Annotated in this window: 12 protein-coding genes; 9 read left to right on the forward strand and 3 right to left on the reverse strand. The window is 34.0% G+C overall.

Annotation, left to right across the window (positions count from 1 at the left end):
* Positions 1-169: 169 nt before the first annotated feature.
* The gene (locus tag SBO79_RS12925) at positions 170-394 is read left to right on the forward strand and encodes a hypothetical protein (protein WP_318640811.1); all 225 of its coding nucleotides are present in this window, start codon (positions 170-172) and stop codon (positions 392-394) included.
* 207 nt (positions 395-601) lie between these two features.
* A complete protein-coding gene (locus SBO79_RS12930; RefSeq protein ID WP_318640812.1) occupies positions 602-1,858 on the forward strand; it encodes a BamA/TamA family outer membrane protein in 1,257 nt (418 codons plus the stop codon).
* Between the two features lie 191 nt (positions 1,859-2,049).
* Here SBO79_RS12930 and SBO79_RS12935 read toward each other — a convergent pair whose 3' ends face one another.
* The gene (locus tag SBO79_RS12935; protein WP_318640813.1) at positions 2,050-2,955 is read right to left on the reverse strand and encodes a hypothetical protein; all 906 of its coding nucleotides are present in this window, start codon (positions 2,953-2,955) and stop codon (positions 2,050-2,052) included.
* Between the two features lie 513 nt (positions 2,956-3,468).
* Here SBO79_RS12935 and SBO79_RS12940 point away from each other — a divergent pair.
* From SBO79_RS12940 to SBO79_RS12950, 3 genes are all read left to right on the forward strand, one after another.
* On the forward strand, positions 3,469-4,935 hold the full coding sequence (locus SBO79_RS12940; protein WP_318640814.1) for a glycosyltransferase family 2 protein: 1,467 nt from the start codon (positions 3,469-3,471) through the stop codon (positions 4,933-4,935).
* Between the two features lie 481 nt (positions 4,936-5,416).
* Positions 5,417-7,105, forward strand: a complete 1,689-nt coding sequence (locus SBO79_RS12945; protein WP_318640815.1) for a BCCT family transporter — start codon at positions 5,417-5,419, stop codon at positions 7,103-7,105.
* 80 nt (positions 7,106-7,185) lie between these two features.
* Positions 7,186-8,049, forward strand: coding sequence for a universal stress protein (locus SBO79_RS12950; RefSeq protein WP_318640816.1), 864 nt, complete (start codon positions 7,186-7,188; stop codon positions 8,047-8,049).
* Positions 8,050-8,180: 131 nt separating this feature from the next.
* On the opposite strand, the gene SBO79_RS12955 is transcribed toward SBO79_RS12950, so the two are convergent.
* A complete protein-coding gene (locus tag SBO79_RS12955; RefSeq protein WP_318640817.1) occupies positions 8,181-9,017 on the reverse strand; it encodes a thioredoxin fold domain-containing protein in 837 nt (278 codons plus the stop codon).
* 537 nt (positions 9,018-9,554) lie between these two features.
* Here SBO79_RS12955 and SBO79_RS12960 point away from each other — a divergent pair.
* The 4 genes from SBO79_RS12960 (at position 9,555) to SBO79_RS12975 (ending at position 13,419) form a co-directional block, all read left to right on the forward strand.
* Positions 9,555-11,273 carry a patatin-like phospholipase family protein gene (locus SBO79_RS12960; RefSeq protein WP_318640818.1) on the forward strand — a complete coding sequence of 573 codons (1,719 nt, stop codon included), beginning with the start codon at positions 9,555-9,557 and terminating at the stop codon, positions 11,271-11,273.
* A 276-nt stretch (positions 11,274-11,549) separates the two neighbouring features.
* Positions 11,550-12,161 (forward strand): hypothetical protein, encoded by a 612-nt coding sequence (locus tag SBO79_RS12965; protein ID WP_318640819.1) that lies wholly within the window; start codon positions 11,550-11,552, stop codon positions 12,159-12,161.
* An 11-nt stretch (positions 12,162-12,172) separates the two neighbouring features.
* The gene (locus SBO79_RS12970) at positions 12,173-12,673 is read left to right on the forward strand and encodes a PRC-barrel domain-containing protein (RefSeq protein ID WP_318640820.1); all 501 of its coding nucleotides are present in this window, start codon (positions 12,173-12,175) and stop codon (positions 12,671-12,673) included.
* Between the two features lie 293 nt (positions 12,674-12,966).
* Positions 12,967-13,419: a PA2169 family four-helix-bundle protein gene (locus SBO79_RS12975; protein WP_318640821.1), complete on the forward strand. Its 453-nt coding sequence runs from the start codon at positions 12,967-12,969 to the stop codon at positions 13,417-13,419.
* 48 nt (positions 13,420-13,467) lie between these two features.
* Here the strand turns inward: SBO79_RS12975 and SBO79_RS12980 are convergent, their stop codons facing one another.
* Positions 13,468-15,450, reverse strand: coding sequence for a tetratricopeptide repeat-containing sensor histidine kinase (locus tag SBO79_RS12980; RefSeq protein WP_318640822.1), 1,983 nt, complete (start codon positions 15,448-15,450; stop codon positions 13,468-13,470).
* Positions 15,451-15,570 lie beyond the last annotated feature (120 nt).

Below are 15,570 nucleotides of genomic sequence, written 5' to 3' on the forward strand. Positions count from 1 at the left end.
TAGGATTTACGAAGTAGGATTTACGAAGCAGGATTTACGAAGTAGAATTTACGAAGTAGGATTTGGAATTTTAAAAAAATGCCTTACAGATCGGGTTGCTGCAAAAAACGCAACTATCCTAACAAAAATCACCCAAACTCCCCTATCTTACACCCTTAATCTTTGAAATATGAAAATAAATTTATTGTCTTGCGATGCGCCAAGACCAGACAAAAGAGCGATTGCCAAATGCATTGCAGAAATTTCGATTAATGTTAGTGCTTCCTTAGCGAATGAGCTGACCGATATTCTGCTGGAAGGTGACCCCGTAGATTTTGAGATAGATGATAAAAATTCAAGCTCAGCATTAAGAGATTTACGAAAACTAAGTATCGACTACGAAATTGTAGAATAATTTGTTCAGCATTTCTGGGCTTTCCTAGATGTATAAACAAGGATACGATAGAGCAAAAAAGGAAGATTATCAACAGTGAAAGTAGTGCTTTATAATTTTTAATTAAAAGAAGACATCGCATTGCTGTCAACTATTCTTTTAATTGTATAATTTTTTGTATTCCTGCTTTGTCTACATTTGACGATATCTTAGACACAATTCTGCCTTATGACTTTTACCTCCTTTCTCAAAATCAACATCATAGCAGTAGTTCTCCTTGTGGTTTCTCAAAATGCATTTTCGCAAGAAGAAAATATAGAAATAGCCAAAGACAGTGTTCCCTTCGTAACTCTTTACGACTTATTCAAAAAGAAAGAAAATCGAGTTGACACACCTCAAGCACTAACGAGTTTTATAATTTTGCCTACCTTGGGATATCAGCCGGCGAACGGTTTTACGGGTGGTTTTATAAGTCAATATAGTTTTAGAGAGAAGGAAGAAGATCGGGTTTCTTTACTTTCTGGAGGAGCATCTTACAGTACCAAAAAGCAAATTTTAACCTACGCTAAAAATAATATGTATCTCAAAGGCGACACATATTTCTTAAGTGGCGATTTACGTTATTATGTGTTTTCTCAATCTAATTTTGGACTGGGTTCGGATATTGTACCGTACGGAGAAGCATTTGAAAACTTCAACTATGAAGCGATTGAAGAGCCAATGAAATACAATTATTTTAAATTTCACCAAACCGCCAACTACAAAATTCTTCCGAATATTTACGCTGGCTTAGGAATTCACATTGATAGTTATGATCAAATTCAGGATGAACTTCTAAATCTGGAAGCAAATCAGCTAACCGAACATTATAACTATTCTCAAGAGTATGGATATAATGATGAGCATTATACGGTTGCAGGAGGAAGTGCAAACTTAATCTATGATGGCAGAGATAACTTGATCAATACAAATTCGGGATTGTTTGTGAATCTTAGTTATCGTTTTAATCCTGAAATTCGTTCGAGTCAACAACAAAGCTCTACGCTAACTTTAGATTCACGGTATTTTATTCCATTAAGTAAATCTAATAAGCAACACGTTTTGGGATTTTGGCTCTATGGCCAATTTTTGACTAGTGGTAATTTGCCCTATCTAAATTTACCCGCAATTGGATGGGATCAAAATAGCCGCACTGGAAAAGGATATATTCAAGGCCTTTTTAGAGGTGCTAATTTGGCTTTCTTAGAAACAGAGTATCGCTTTCCGATTCTGAAAAATCAACTAATCAGCGGTACCGTGTTTGTAAATGCAACATCGGCAAGTGATGTGGCGGGGGATTTAGCTCTTTTCCACACTATTCAGCCCGCAGTTGGACTGGGATTACGGGTCTTACTGGACAAGAATACGCTGACGAATTTCGTTATGAACTTTGGTTTAGGTCGTGATTCTACGACGTTTTACTTTAATGATGGGGAGGGGTTCTGAGAAATTTAAAGATTGAAAGATTTGTATAATGTAAAATTGTCTACTGTATATTGTAAAAAATGTATACTGTATAATTGATTATTATAAGCCTGTATTCTGTAAATTGTGCAAAATGTAGAGTGAAGATATTGAATAATTACAGCCGCTTTTGCAATATTTCAATGGTTATTATAGCATAAGCTTTTCTACAATTACAGCCCAATAAAATACCGCAGCGCTTTGGGATTGTGCTTATGAATAATTTGCAATTTACTTTGATTTTCCATTACTACTGAACTTCGGTAATCTGTATGATTGGCAATTAATTTCTCAATTCGGTAGGTGAAAGTTTCCAAGGTTTTTAATGCCTTAAATAAATACTCCAAACTTTCAATTGAATAGACCGAGGTCTCTTCGTCAATCTCCACGGGATTCTGACCGTGCATAGCCAGATTTCGGAGACTATTCACCAAAGTGGATTCGTAAAAACTTTTCCCTTGAAACTCAATTTTGCCATACGGAAATATACTTTCGGGTTGAGTATCATTGGCGAATTCTAATAAGTCTTTTAAAGTAAAACCTTGAAATTCACCCAACTGATTAATTTCATCCTCTCTACGTTCCAACTGACGTATGCGCGATTGAAAATAGCTTCGAGAACGTTCACTTTGTTCCGCTCGATTTTTAAAATATTGGATCATGTCTTCATTTCTGAAATTTTTTAGAAAAAGATATTCTCTCATCTTTCGTTCAAACGTTAGCACATCATCTTGAATAGCTCTCAATACTGTGGTTTGATTATAATCGGCAAAATGAACAACACCACTTAAAACTTCACCTTTAAAGACAAATAATGCGCTGTGCTGATTATTTCTAAATTTCTCTATTAATGAGTTGTCAAAGATTTTCTCTTCTTTGTCCAGTCGGTTTTCGTTCCCGATTTTTTTCTTCCTAAAGGTATTCCCTTCCAAAACATAAAAATTTTCGGAGTCGTAATCCGGCATATTGTTAATTTTGAGTTGCTGACAGATACTAACACACGCTACATCCACCTCTCGGTCGTAATATAAAATTGATGATTGCTCTATATCTCCGAAATTAAGTTTTAAATGTTCCATAGTTTGTGTATTTTTCCGCGATCGACTTGAGTTTGTTGGGTAGATTCAAATATATACATTTTCATTCTAGTAGAATCAGCAGTTTTAAAATTGTTAGAATTTTTACACTACAAAAAATCTAAGGTCCTTCCCACATCAACTCTTCAAATACATCTTTAGCGCTTCAACCGAAGCCAAATCTCCTTCTTGCTAATTGTCTAAAGTGAATATAGCGGGTTTCGCTTACGCAAAATTGAGTAAAGTTGAAGCCTTTCGGCGAAAGCCAAAAAATTACAATTCTAAAGTTTCGATCAGATAGTTTTGCGACACAATTATTGATACTGCACTTAAGCGTACACTTAGAATATTAGTAAAAAAATCTTAAATAGTGGGGCACCGCACATTCGGTGGGTAATTCTTACACAGGTGCCACAACTCTAAATTACTGCAATCCCTTGATTTTAAAGCAACAGACAAATAGGAACGACAGTTGCTTAAATGTTTTCAATAAAATTTGACCCTAGAAAAATATTTATGAAAACACAAGCCATAGCAACTACAGAAACCTACTTCAACGATAATATCGACTCAGTAGTGCAGCACCCAGCTTCAAAATTTGCAAAAGCAAAATCTGAAAAAAAAGTAATTTCAATCGCGAAAGCAACAGTTACCACTAAGAGAAAAATTTCTAACCAAATAATTCTATCTGCAACAATGCTACTGCTTGTAGGTGGAGCAACTCTTGTTTATTTCTTACAAGCAGATTTTCAGCAGTTCAATCAAATGCGAATGAGTTCGACACTAGGATTGACTTTTCTAATTTTAACATTGGGACTGTTGCTTTTTAAAGTTTCCTTCCTAATTTATAACGTTTATCTATACTTTACTTACAAGCCAATCGAATCAGTTTCGGATGAATTATTACCAACAGTAACTGTAATTGTTCCCGCTTACAATGAAGGTAATTTGGTGCTTGAAACTTTAAGAAGTATTGCCAATAGTGATTTTCCTGCCAAGAAATTACAAATTTTAGCAATTGACGATGGTAGTAAAGATGATACTTGGTCTTGGATGCAAAAAGCAAAAGCGGAGTTAGGAGACAAATTAGTTATCTTACAGCAGCCTGAAAATAAAGGAAAAAGACACGCGCTTTACCGTGGTTTTAATCTTGGTACTGGAGAAGTTTTTGTGACAATTGATAGCGATTCGATAATCAAAAAAGACACTTTGCGTAATCTTGTTAGTCCATTTGTCGTTGACGCAGAATGTGGAGCAGTTGCAGGAAATGTAAAAGTGCTGAACAACAAGAACGCGATTTTACCAAAAATGCTTAACGTAAGTTTTGTGATGAGTTTTGAATTTGTACGTTCGGCCGAAAGTCAGTTAGGCAGCGTTTTATGTACTCCTGGAGCCTTGGCGGCCTACAGAAGTTCAGCGGTTTTTAAATGTCTGCCAGAATGGATTGACCAGAAATTTATGGGTCAAGCTTCGGATATTGGCGAAGATCGTGCGATGACAAATATGATATTGAAGCAAGGTGAGAAAGTGCTTTTCCAAAGAAATGCAGTGGTTTTGACCGATGTTCCTGAGCAGTACAAAGGACTTTACAAAATGTTTATTCGTTGGGGACGAAGTAATGTACGTGAGAATTTGGTTATGGCAAATTACGTTTTCAAAAGTTACAAAGAAGGTTCAAAAGCAGGAACAAGATTGCTGTTTTTCAACCAATTTCTAACTATTGTAATGACCTACCCATTCCTGATTTTCACCGCGTTTATGATTGCAATGCATCCACTGTTATTTATTAGCTCTACCCTACTAGGAATCCTAGTGGTATCGACATTTCCTGTCTTATTTTATGCAAAAAGATATAGCGCGTCTGAGTCATTATGGGCGTATGCCTATAGCGTTTTATATACTTTTGGATTGTTTTGGATTGCACCTTACGCAATTGCAACGGCTGGAAAAAGCGGTTGGCTAACTAGAGAATTAACAGTATAGTTGTTAGCTTTTAGTCCATCAGTTGGCGGATAAAATCTTATTATAAAATACTCCACCATTATATTTACTCTTCAAAAGCCGCTATTTTAGTGGCTTTTGTGTTATTAGCTATTTAAATTTTCTTTTTGAAGTTTATAAAATCGCGAATGGTACAAATTTATGTCTTCGATTTTTTTGGGCGAGCCCTTTCGCCAGAACTTGACTTGCAAAGTATCATTTTTTTCTTGGCTCAGGTCAGGCTGTTTGCTATATCTTTTCTGGCAAAAAGCCAGAAAAGGATGCCGCGCCCATCCTTCTCGCAAAATCGGCATTGAAGATTATTTAGGGGTATAAATTTAAAATAAGTCTAGCCCCTCTTTGATACAGTAAAGCATCTTCAGTGCGAGCTCCTAGACCTGCATTTATTTTATCAGTCATAAATATGGCCAAATGATCCTTTCTATGTACCTTGCTAGACTATGAAAATTGTTAAAATAAATCTATGACCGAAAAATTACAAGATACAAGCAATAAGAAACCATTTCTCGGACTTATTGTTAATAACAAAGTATTTTATCCGTCGCTTTTTATCGTCGTTATTAGTGTAGTTTTAGCCATGCTTTTCAGCGGACAGGCACAAAGCAGCTTTGAAAACGCACAACGAATTGTCGCCGAGAAAGGCGGTTGGGTTTACACTATTTCTGTAAATGCCTTTATTATATTTTGCCTTTTTATGGCCTTCGGAAAATATAGTTCTATCAGATTAGGTGGTCCTAAAGCCAAGCCAGAATTTAAAGTTCACGCATGGTTTGCCATGCTCTTTAGTGCGGGAATTGGAAACGGATTAGTGCTCTTTAGCATTGCAGATCCTGTTCGCGATTTTATGAATCCCCCTAGACTTGCCGCAGATGCTGCGCCTACCGCAATAGCTCAAGAAGCGATCAACTTTTCTTTCTTACACCACGGAATTCACGGCTGGGCAATATATTCGGTAATTGGACTTTCTTTGGCGTACTTCACATACAACAGAAAGATGCCTCTCACCATTCGCTCGGCATTTTACCCTTTGTTAGGCGATCGGATTTACGGATGGATTGGTGATGTCATTGATGTTATAGCCGTGGTCGCAACGCTCTTTGGATTGGCAACGACAATGGGCTTCGGGGTTGGACAAATTAATGCTGGTTTCAATCATGTATTTGGTATAGCAAACAGCCTTCCTACTCAATATTTAATTATTTTAGGAATTACTTTGATTGCGACTATATCAGTAGTGAGTGGAGTAAATAAAGGAGTAAAATTTTTGAGTGAACTAAATGTTGGAGTTGCCGCAGTAATATTTATCATGGTATTATTACTGGGACCTACAGCCTTTATTCTAAAAAGCTATGTGCAAAATATCGGAAGTTACCTGACCAACTTTCTAGATCTCGCTACTTGGTCAGATTCCTATGGAGGCGATTCTTGGCATAACAATGTTACATTAATGTATTGGGGTTGGTGGGCTTCGTGGTCTCCTTTTGTAGGAACTTTTATCGCCAGAATTTCTAGAGGTCGTACAATTCGCGAATTTATTTTGGGAGTATTATTTCTTCCCGCTTTAGTAACCTTTTTATGGTTTTCTGCCTTTGGTGGTACTACGATGTTGGGATTAATGGAAGGTGACTTTTCGGTTGCTAATGCCGTCGATGATAACATTTCTACTGCGCTTTATGTGTTCTTTGAAAAATTCCCACTAGCAATTGTGCTAAAGGTTTTAGGCATGATTCTTATTTGTAGTTTCATTATTACTTCTGCAGATTCGGGAGCATTGGTAGTGGACGGAATTACTTCTGGCGGAAATAAAAAAACACCAGCCATACAAAGAATTATCTGGGTGTCACTTTCTGGAATAATCGCTGCAACACTATTAACTGGAGGTGGATTGGGTACGTTGCAGGCAGCAGTTACTATATCGGGGTTGCCTTTTACAATTTTGCTATTAATGATGTGTGCTTCATTATATATGGGCATCAAAGAAGATTACAAAGTCAGCCAACGACGCTCTCATTTAAAACCCGACGAATCGTATAACAGTGATTTAATTAAAATTCTTGAAGAAGAAAATGTTCTCGAAGAAAACGAAAAACTAATATTAACGGAAGAAAAAATCGCAAAGCAAATCAGTGATAAAGAAGAAGGAAAGTTTTAATTTCAGAAGAGTTTTTAGATTATAAAGAGTTGAAAAACATCTTTAATTAAACTACTGATAATCATTTCAAAATTACCAATATGAAAAATATTCTCGTTGCTACTGACCTAACCGAAATGGACGAAAAAATCATTAGCTATGCAAAATTTCTGAAAAAAAAATGGAATCTCGATACTATAAATTTTGTTCATAATATCCGTATCTATGACATTGATGACGCGCTAAAAGATCTCTTAGGAACAAAAGATATTAAATCTATCATTCATCGAAATCTTAACGCAAAAATTTCCAAGATTTTCCAGGAAGATCAAAATTATACTTTAGAAATCCTTGAAAATGCGAATACTGAGTATGCTTTAAAATATTGGGCAGAGCAAAATAACGTGAGTACTATTTTGCTAGGTTTTAAGCAAAAAGACAATGGAACGGCTGCAATGTCACAAAAGCTGATTCGTATTTTTAAAGGCGATGTGCTCCTGGTACCGGCAAATGCATCTCTGAGCTGGGATCGAATTTTGGTGCCGACAGATTTGAGCGCAATGTTTAAAATTGTGTTGGCAAAAATGGAAGTATTAAAAAAGCTAAATCCCCAAGTCGACTTTAAAATCGTGAAATCTTTTAATATTCCAACCGTGTTTTTCCCATATATTGATATCGAAGATCAGAAGGTTATAAATGAAGCTGAAAAGCACATTTATAAACAATTTATTGAAGCCAAAAAGAAATACAAAATTAGCGATGATGACATTTTTGTTGCAAGTTTTAGAGGCAAAAATAGTATTGTCGAGATCATTAAAAAGGAAAGCAAATCTTTTAATGCAGATCTGATATTGATGAGTGCCAAAGGAGATAGTAGTGTAAGTTCTATATTAATAGGTAGCACCATTAATGAATTGATTAATACTGCACCTTTTAAAGCTATTTATATATTAAAAGAAAAATAATTTTTTAATTACTGTTTTCTTTTCCATTTGTTGCAAAAAAATAATTCATTGCATACATACTGAATTAAATTTTAAACAATTTAGTTTACTTTATTGATTTCTGTTTCTCATGTTTTTTTAGATTTTATTTTCTAAAAGAAAACATTTGGATCGTCCACAATTTTCAATTTTAAAATATAATTTTTATACTTCTCTTTTTTAGCCTGCCCCCATTTTTTGATATTTGGGTCAGTTAATTCTATTAAGACAATACGACTAAGATATGATTTTTCTGTACCTGCATTCTCACCGGATTCAAAGCCATTAAGTTGGTCTAAATTATCTAGCCAGAATTTAAAAAATCCATTGTCAGAGTCTTTAACAACTCGCTTTAAAATTAAATATGATTTCTTCGTAGATAACTCCGACTTATCAAAACTCTCGAAAAGGTCCTGCGTAACTTTCTTCAGTTTATGATCCTCTCTGTTTACGATTAGTAAATTTGAATACGCATACAAGGTTCTGATAGACCTATCGCCCGCTTCATATTTTGCTCTAAGTCCTGAAGAATTAAATTGCGGAAGGACTGCTTTTTTGGCTTCATTTAATACTGCTTCTGCATTAATTTCGCCGCTGCTGTAGTGCAAAAAATTTTTGTCCTTATCAAAATACAGTAACACGGGAACACTATCAAAATGTAAATTTGCAGTTTTTAAAAAGGCTTTTTCAGCATCTGAAACTTCATTATACGTATTTATCGCATAATTGATAAAATTAGAATTGTAGTAGGAAATAATTTCAGCATCTTCTTTAAGTAGAGTACCAAGACGTTTGCAAACTGAGCAGTCTGAATTGTAGTATTCTATAAAGACATTTTTGTTTTGCGCTTTTGCTTTTTTAAAGGCATCAGATAGAGATCTTTCAAACACAACTTGTGCAGAAGTAAAAAGGCTTGTGAAAAGAAGGACAGCGAGATAAATATTTTTCAAAATAAATTATTTAAAGGAATAGCTAAATTTTATAAGTCTGGATTTCTAAAATAGATTGAAGTAATAAAAAAAATACTCTGGTTTAATTAATAAATATCAATATACTAAGATTTTTTAAAAATAAAATTGTTTTTAGAAAAACATAACAATAGTTTCATTTTGGCAAACAGAATTTCAATACTAGATTTTTAATTAGTAACAACTTGATTAAACCTCATCAGTCGGAAATTTCAAAAACTCTAGAATTCAGAATATGATTTTAAAATATAAAATTTGACTTCATATAATATTGAATAAATTATCAAGTACGTAAATTAGTTCTGTGCAAATTTTATAACTTCAATCGAAGTCAAATCTCATTCGTGCCCCACCTGATAAATGAGAATAATAGTATATCTCAACGATTAATTGTATAAAATTGAAGTCTTTCGGCGAAAGCCAAAAAAAAATTTAATTATAATACCATTCCACGATTACTGTGATTGATACAAAATTCTTATATTAGATAGATCATCTTTCTTAAAAAAACAATGTCCTATGAGTGATATTCCAAAATTTAAAATTTGTCTAACGATGGCAGGCGCCGTATCTGCTGGTGCTTTTACCGCAGGAGTTATGGATTACCTATTAGAAACTCTTGAATTATGGGAGCAGGCAAAAAATAAAAACAGCAGTTTAGGTCCCGATCATCCCGAATATGATTTGTCAATTCCGATGCATGATGTAGAAATCGACGTTATATCTGGTGCTTCGGCGGGTGGTATTTCTGGCGCACTTACTTTATTGAATGTGATGGATGCCAACTTTCAAGCAGTAAATAAGGACAATCCTTTGGGTAAAAATAATCGCTTTTATCAAAGTTGGGTCGAAATGGGAGACGATTCAAAGTCGACAACTTTTGAAAAAATGTTGGAAAATGATGATATCAAAAAGAATGAAAAACCGGAGTCTTTACTGAATTCTCGAGCAATTGATGTCATTGCAAACAACGCTTTGAACATTAAAACACAAAAAAAATTACCCTCATATATTTCAGAAAGTCTCGATTTGGTGCTGACAACTACAAATTTGCGCGGCTTAAATTTTAAAATTGATTTTGGCGGAAGCGATAAAAACGGTTCTATTATAACAAGTCACGCTGGCTTTTTTAGGTATAAGCTCGCCAATGATCTTTATCCGCAAGGCATTCCTGAAGGAGATAATATGTATTATGTTCTAGATTTAAATAATGCCAAAGATATGGGGTATTTAAAGGATGCAACTTTAAGCACCGCGGCATTTCCAATAGGACTTAAGTCTAGAGAAGTAGCTATTTCGCAAAAATATGTAGAGCGCTATCCCAACTATCTTTTTGGTCAGCGTACAGGAATTTCTCCTATTATTAAAGATAGTCCTGTCTATAAATTTAATTCCATTGATGGTGGATTGATAAATAATGAACCTTTCGCGATTGCATTAAAGATACTTAAAGAGAAAAATTTGGCCGACGTTCTTCTTGACCGTTATGCCGTTATTATGATGGATCCTTTTCCAAATCAAGATAATGATATCGAAGAAGAGAATCCTCCAAGAGATATTATTTCAATTGCTAAGGGAATGTTTAAGGCGTTGCGAAATCAAGTGATGTTTAATCAAGACGGTATTTTGGAGGCTCTTGATCAAACAAACCGCACCAAATATCTCATCGAACCGGTGCGAAAAGTGATGTCTGCGGGCGGATTGGTACGACCTAAGAACGATTTAGCGTCGGCACCTTTTAGCGGCTTTGCGGGATTTTTAGACAAGTCGTTCAGAAATCACGATTACCACCTTGGTAGGCAAAACTGCCAAAGTTTCCTACGCTATTATTTTGGAGTGCCAGAACCAGAAATTGCCGCTCGCCTTACGGATTGTCCAAATGTTGAAGCTTTTGAGAGATTTTCTTTTAATGAAATTCAGGCAGAACGTAAAAGTCCACGGTTATTTCCAATTATTCCAGATATGCGTGTATTGCACGCTGCAACAAATAAGTACGACTTGGAAAATTACGGAATTGACGCGCAATTAAAATATCCAGAATACCCTTCTATTTCTCAAAAAAATTTTCAGAAACGATACAAATCATTGCTTAAAAATCGAATTGAATCTGTATCTAATGCGTTGGTGTCAAACTTTTGGTTTTCAATTGTGAACAGGCTATTTTTAAGAAGTAAAGTTTACAATGAGCTAGAAAAAACCCTAGAAACAGAATTAAAAGAAGCGGGATTAATGCGATAATAAGATTAGCTGATCTATTTCCTTTACTCCCTATCAGATAAGGTAAAACTTAATATGAAATTAAATAATCTACCGCACTATCCTTAATGAAATTCGATAAGAATGACTCAAAATTTATCTGATATTTCCACGACTCAAAAATACAGCTTATAAGAATTATCCAAAGTCTTGTAACATTTTCACTGCTTAAGTAATGTATTTTTACACTTGCACGATATTAAATATATAATTTATATGATTGTGTAACTTTATTACTAACCACAAAAAATTAACATTATGGCAGAAATTAAGATTGAAAAAAAGAAACCTATATGGCCGTGGATACTAGCGCTGTTACTTATTGCGCTAATTCTTTACTTTCTATTTTTTAGAGAAACGACAGTTATAACCAATGAAAGTACTACAAACGATACGATTGTTGATAATACTGAAGTTATTGATGATGGGTATGTAAATGATAATCTTTCTGATGTCGCAGCATTTCTTGCTTTCGCAAAAATGGATGACGGAAATATGACACTTGATCATGAGTATTCTCATAATGCTTTGACAAAACTTATAGACGCTACTGAAGAAGTTTCTGAAAAAACTGACTTTGATTCAAAAATGGATTTGGATAGTGCTCGTAAATATGCCGATGAAATTACTAAAGATCCAATGGCGACAAATCATGCCGATAATATTAAAAAAGCAACTGATATAATTAGTAAAACATTACAAAACTTGCAGCAGGCAAAATTTACTAATTTAACTTCGGAAGCGTCTAAAGTAAAAACCTCATCTGAATCAATCAATGTAAAAGAACTTGCATTAAATCAGAAGAATAAAATCAAAGATTTCTTTTCTGATGCAGCGGTCTTACTTGAAAAAATGAATAGTAATAATTAAAAACATACGTTATGGACAAAGATAAAAAAGATTTATTTTATTTGGACGAACTATCCGATTACAAGGTTGCAGACGATTATGCAGATGTAAGAGGATGGGATGTTAAAGATGTTGATAGTAGAGTTATTGGAAAAGTTGATGATTTACTAGTAAGTAAAAGAGCCGAGAGGGTTGTTTACTTGGATGTAGAAGTTAATTCATCTGTTATAGAGAAAGGACATGATGTATATGGAGCAACTTCTGATGGCATTCACGAATTTTTAAATAAAGATGGAGAGAATCACTTGATAATTCCTATTGGAATGGTAACTATTAGTAGAGATCGTAAAGAGGTGATGACAACTCAAATTAATCAAGAAACTTTTGCTAAAACGAAACGTTTTGCTAAGGGATATGCAATTGACCAGGACTACGAAGTAGGTACCTACAGAAAATACAATCCGGAGGAAGAAGCATTAGTGGTTTACGATGAAAACTTCTACAATCGTAAAGGATTCGGTAGAAACCTCTAAAGTACAGATAGAGAAATATATTAAAGGTGCTCAAGACTTATCTTGAGCACCTTTTTTTTATATTTAAAAAATGAATGCTACACTCCTGAATCTTGGCATTAAAATTTTTAATTTTTATAATAGTGCTATTTCTAAGATTTTAGTAGAGGCAAAAATTAAGTATTGTTTTTAATTATTTTGTATTCCATGAACGGTAATAAAAAAGTCGTGTAACTCTCTCAAGAAATGTTGTAAGTAAATTTATTCTAATTATCTGCAATTTTGTAAATCAATAACCAATAAATTCAATAAAGATGGATAATTCAAACAGTATCGACAAATTAAACAAATTAGTAGAAATTAATAATGATAGAGTTGAAGGATATGAGACTGCTGCCAAAGAAATGGACAATGGTGAACTTCACAGCCTTTTTGGAAAATTAGCGGCAACTTCTCACAATAATCTATCGGAATTGCGCGCTGAAGTAAATAGACTTGGCGGCGAACCTACAGAGGGAACTAAAATTTCAGGAAAATTTTTTAGAGCGTGGATGGATGTAAAGGCGGCTCTATCGAGTGATGAAAGACAAACAGTGTTAGATTCTTGCGAATTTGGAGAAGATAAAGCACTTGAAGTTTATGAGGAAGTTTTAGAAGACACCAAAGATTTAACCTCAGAACAAGTGGCTATGATATCTAAGCAAAAAAGTGCATTGAAACAGGATCATGATCATGTGAAAGTATTACGAGATGCAAATAACGGATAAAAATTTGTCTCGAAATAAACTAAAGAAGCCTCAAATTTGAGGCTTCTTTTATTTTATAAAGGTATTTCCGGTTCTAAAATTAGTATTTTTCTGAAATGCAGAATTATCTATAATAATTTCGATGGTAGTCCCCTTTCCTAGTTCTGACGTGATCTGAATAGTGCCTCCGAGGCTCTTGATTCGGCTATTCATATTATTATGACCAATTCCGCTTCTTTTAAGTTTTACGTCAAAACCGACGCCATCATCCTGAATGAGAATGCGGATTATATTATTATCTCTCTGAAAAGTTATAATACAATTTTGAGCTTTTGCATATTTATTCACATTAAGTACTGCTTCTTGTATAATGCGATAGAGGTTTATTTTGTAAAGATTTGGAACATCATTCCAGTTAGACCCATCCATTTTAATATAGGAGAATCTTGTTGTACTGATACCTTCTTGATTTTGTAGCAGCCCTTGCAGCAACATATTGAAATCGCTTGTGTCAAAGAAAGTATTGCGACTAAGCTCGTGCGAAATAGTTCTAATTTCACCTTCGACCTTTTTTAATTCTTCTATATAATCTTTTCGTTTCTCAATTGCATTTTCATCTTTTTTCGAATTAAAAAAGCCAAGATTCAGACGGATTCCGTAAAGTGTATTTATCACACCGTCGTGCAGTTCTTGCGCAATCTTAGTTTTTTCTACTTCCTTTGCCTGATTGATTTTCTGCTGTTGTTCTGTGAGTAATTTAAAAACATCCTCACTTGCTTTTTCTTGTAGTCTTAAAAATTGTAATTCCTTATTCTTATATTTTATATAACGAATTATTACAAAGGTTACTAAAAGAATAATAAGTATAATCGCAACCATTATTATTATAATGTTGTTACGACTAAGTTCTTTATTAGCAGCTTGGATTTTGGTTGTTTCATATTCGATACGGGCATATTTATTTCGCGTCTTTTTCTGTAATGCCTGCGAATTGTCACTTATTTTAATATATTCTGTCAAATATTGCTGACTATTATGCTGATCAATTCTCGCGAGTAGTCTTAACGTACTTAAAATTTCGTTCGTATTGCTGTTCTTGACCGCAATTTGATTGGCTAAGTTTATATATTTAATAGCACTCAGGTTATCATTCTGACTCGCATAATACTCACCAAAATAGATGTATTTGTAAAGTAAATCTGATTCATTTCCTAGATTCTTCGCAATTTTTATAGATTCTAGAAACATCGTTTCTACACCTAAATATTCGCCATTTTTAAATTTTGAATAAGCTAGGTTGCTGAGAACTCTTGCGTAGGATAAAGGGTTATTAACTTTTAGTCTTTCATTTAAAATAGATTTTAAATTTACAATGGACTTGTCATATTCCTGACGTTGATCGTAAAGATTGGAGATATTAACAACGGTAGAAACTCTATAAATACTTTTCTCGCTTGTAGTCAAGTCTAATTTTTCTATATTCTGCAATGCATTGTTGTGATAGTTTAGTGCTGCATCAAAATCACCAATTTTCTCCAGACAACTTCCTAATAAAGAATTACACGAGTATAATAAGAAATAGTCCTTTGTATTTTTTAAGTTTTGCAAAGCCTTGGATACCTGAACTTCACAGGCAACATAATTGCCATCGTAAAATAAAACGTACGCTTTATTAAACTGCATTCGAGCAACATTGGAAAAATCTCGATTTTTTAAGTAGATCTTTTCTGCCTGATAATAGTAGTAGTACGCACTATCTTTTTGGGAGATTTGAAATGAATCGCCTATATAAAAGAAAGCCTTGGCCATCGATAAACTATCATTAGATCTCTGTGCATATTTAAGAGCTTCTTTACTGATAGAGTAGGATAAAGCATATTCATTTATATAGTAATATTCTAATGCAATATCTAAATACTGGTTAGGGCTAATTATATATGGCGAGCGTTCCCGTAAGTCCTTTGATACTGAATCCAAGAACATCTTTCTTTGCTCAATCGGTAATGAACTTATTAGTTTTGGCGACCACTTAATGGAATCGCTAGTTTGCATTCTGTTTTCCGAGCATGAGACAATTAGGTGAAGTAAGAATAATAGAGCAATATTTCTCAATGTATTGTAAATTCCTAATTTAACAAATATTTTATATACGTAATAGTAAACAAAAAAACT

The organism is Flavobacterium ardleyense (genome assembly GCF_033547075.1).
Taxonomy (GTDB): Bacteria; Bacteroidota; Bacteroidia; order Flavobacteriales; family Flavobacteriaceae; genus Flavobacterium; species Flavobacterium ardleyense_A.

Coding starts and splice junctions, on each gene's coding strand:
- SBO79_RS12940 (WP_318640814.1), top strand. CDS start 3,469: ATGAAAACACAAGCCATAGCAACTACAGAAACCTACTTCAACGATAAT.
- SBO79_RS12945 (WP_318640815.1), top strand. CDS start 5,417: ATGACCGAAAAATTACAAGATACAAGCAATAAGAAACCATTTCTCGGA.
- SBO79_RS12965 (WP_318640819.1), top strand. CDS start 11,550: ATGGCAGAAATTAAGATTGAAAAAAAGAAACCTATATGGCCGTGGATA.
- SBO79_RS12960 (WP_318640818.1), top strand. CDS start 9,555: ATGAGTGATATTCCAAAATTTAAAATTTGTCTAACGATGGCAGGCGCC.
- SBO79_RS12970 (WP_318640820.1), top strand. CDS start 12,173: ATGGACAAAGATAAAAAAGATTTATTTTATTTGGACGAACTATCCGAT.
- SBO79_RS12935 (WP_318640813.1), bottom strand. CDS start 2,955: ATGGAACATTTAAAACTTAATTTCGGAGATATAGAGCAATCATCAATT.
- SBO79_RS12930 (WP_318640812.1), top strand. CDS start 602: ATGACTTTTACCTCCTTTCTCAAAATCAACATCATAGCAGTAGTTCTC.
- SBO79_RS12950 (WP_318640816.1), top strand. CDS start 7,186: ATGAAAAATATTCTCGTTGCTACTGACCTAACCGAAATGGACGAAAAA.
- SBO79_RS12925 (WP_318640811.1), top strand. CDS start 170: ATGAAAATAAATTTATTGTCTTGCGATGCGCCAAGACCAGACAAAAGA.
- SBO79_RS12980 (WP_318640822.1), bottom strand. CDS start 15,450: ATGCAAACTAGCGATTCCATTAAGTGGTCGCCAAAACTAATAAGTTCA.
- SBO79_RS12975 (WP_318640821.1), top strand. CDS start 12,967: ATGGATAATTCAAACAGTATCGACAAATTAAACAAATTAGTAGAAATT.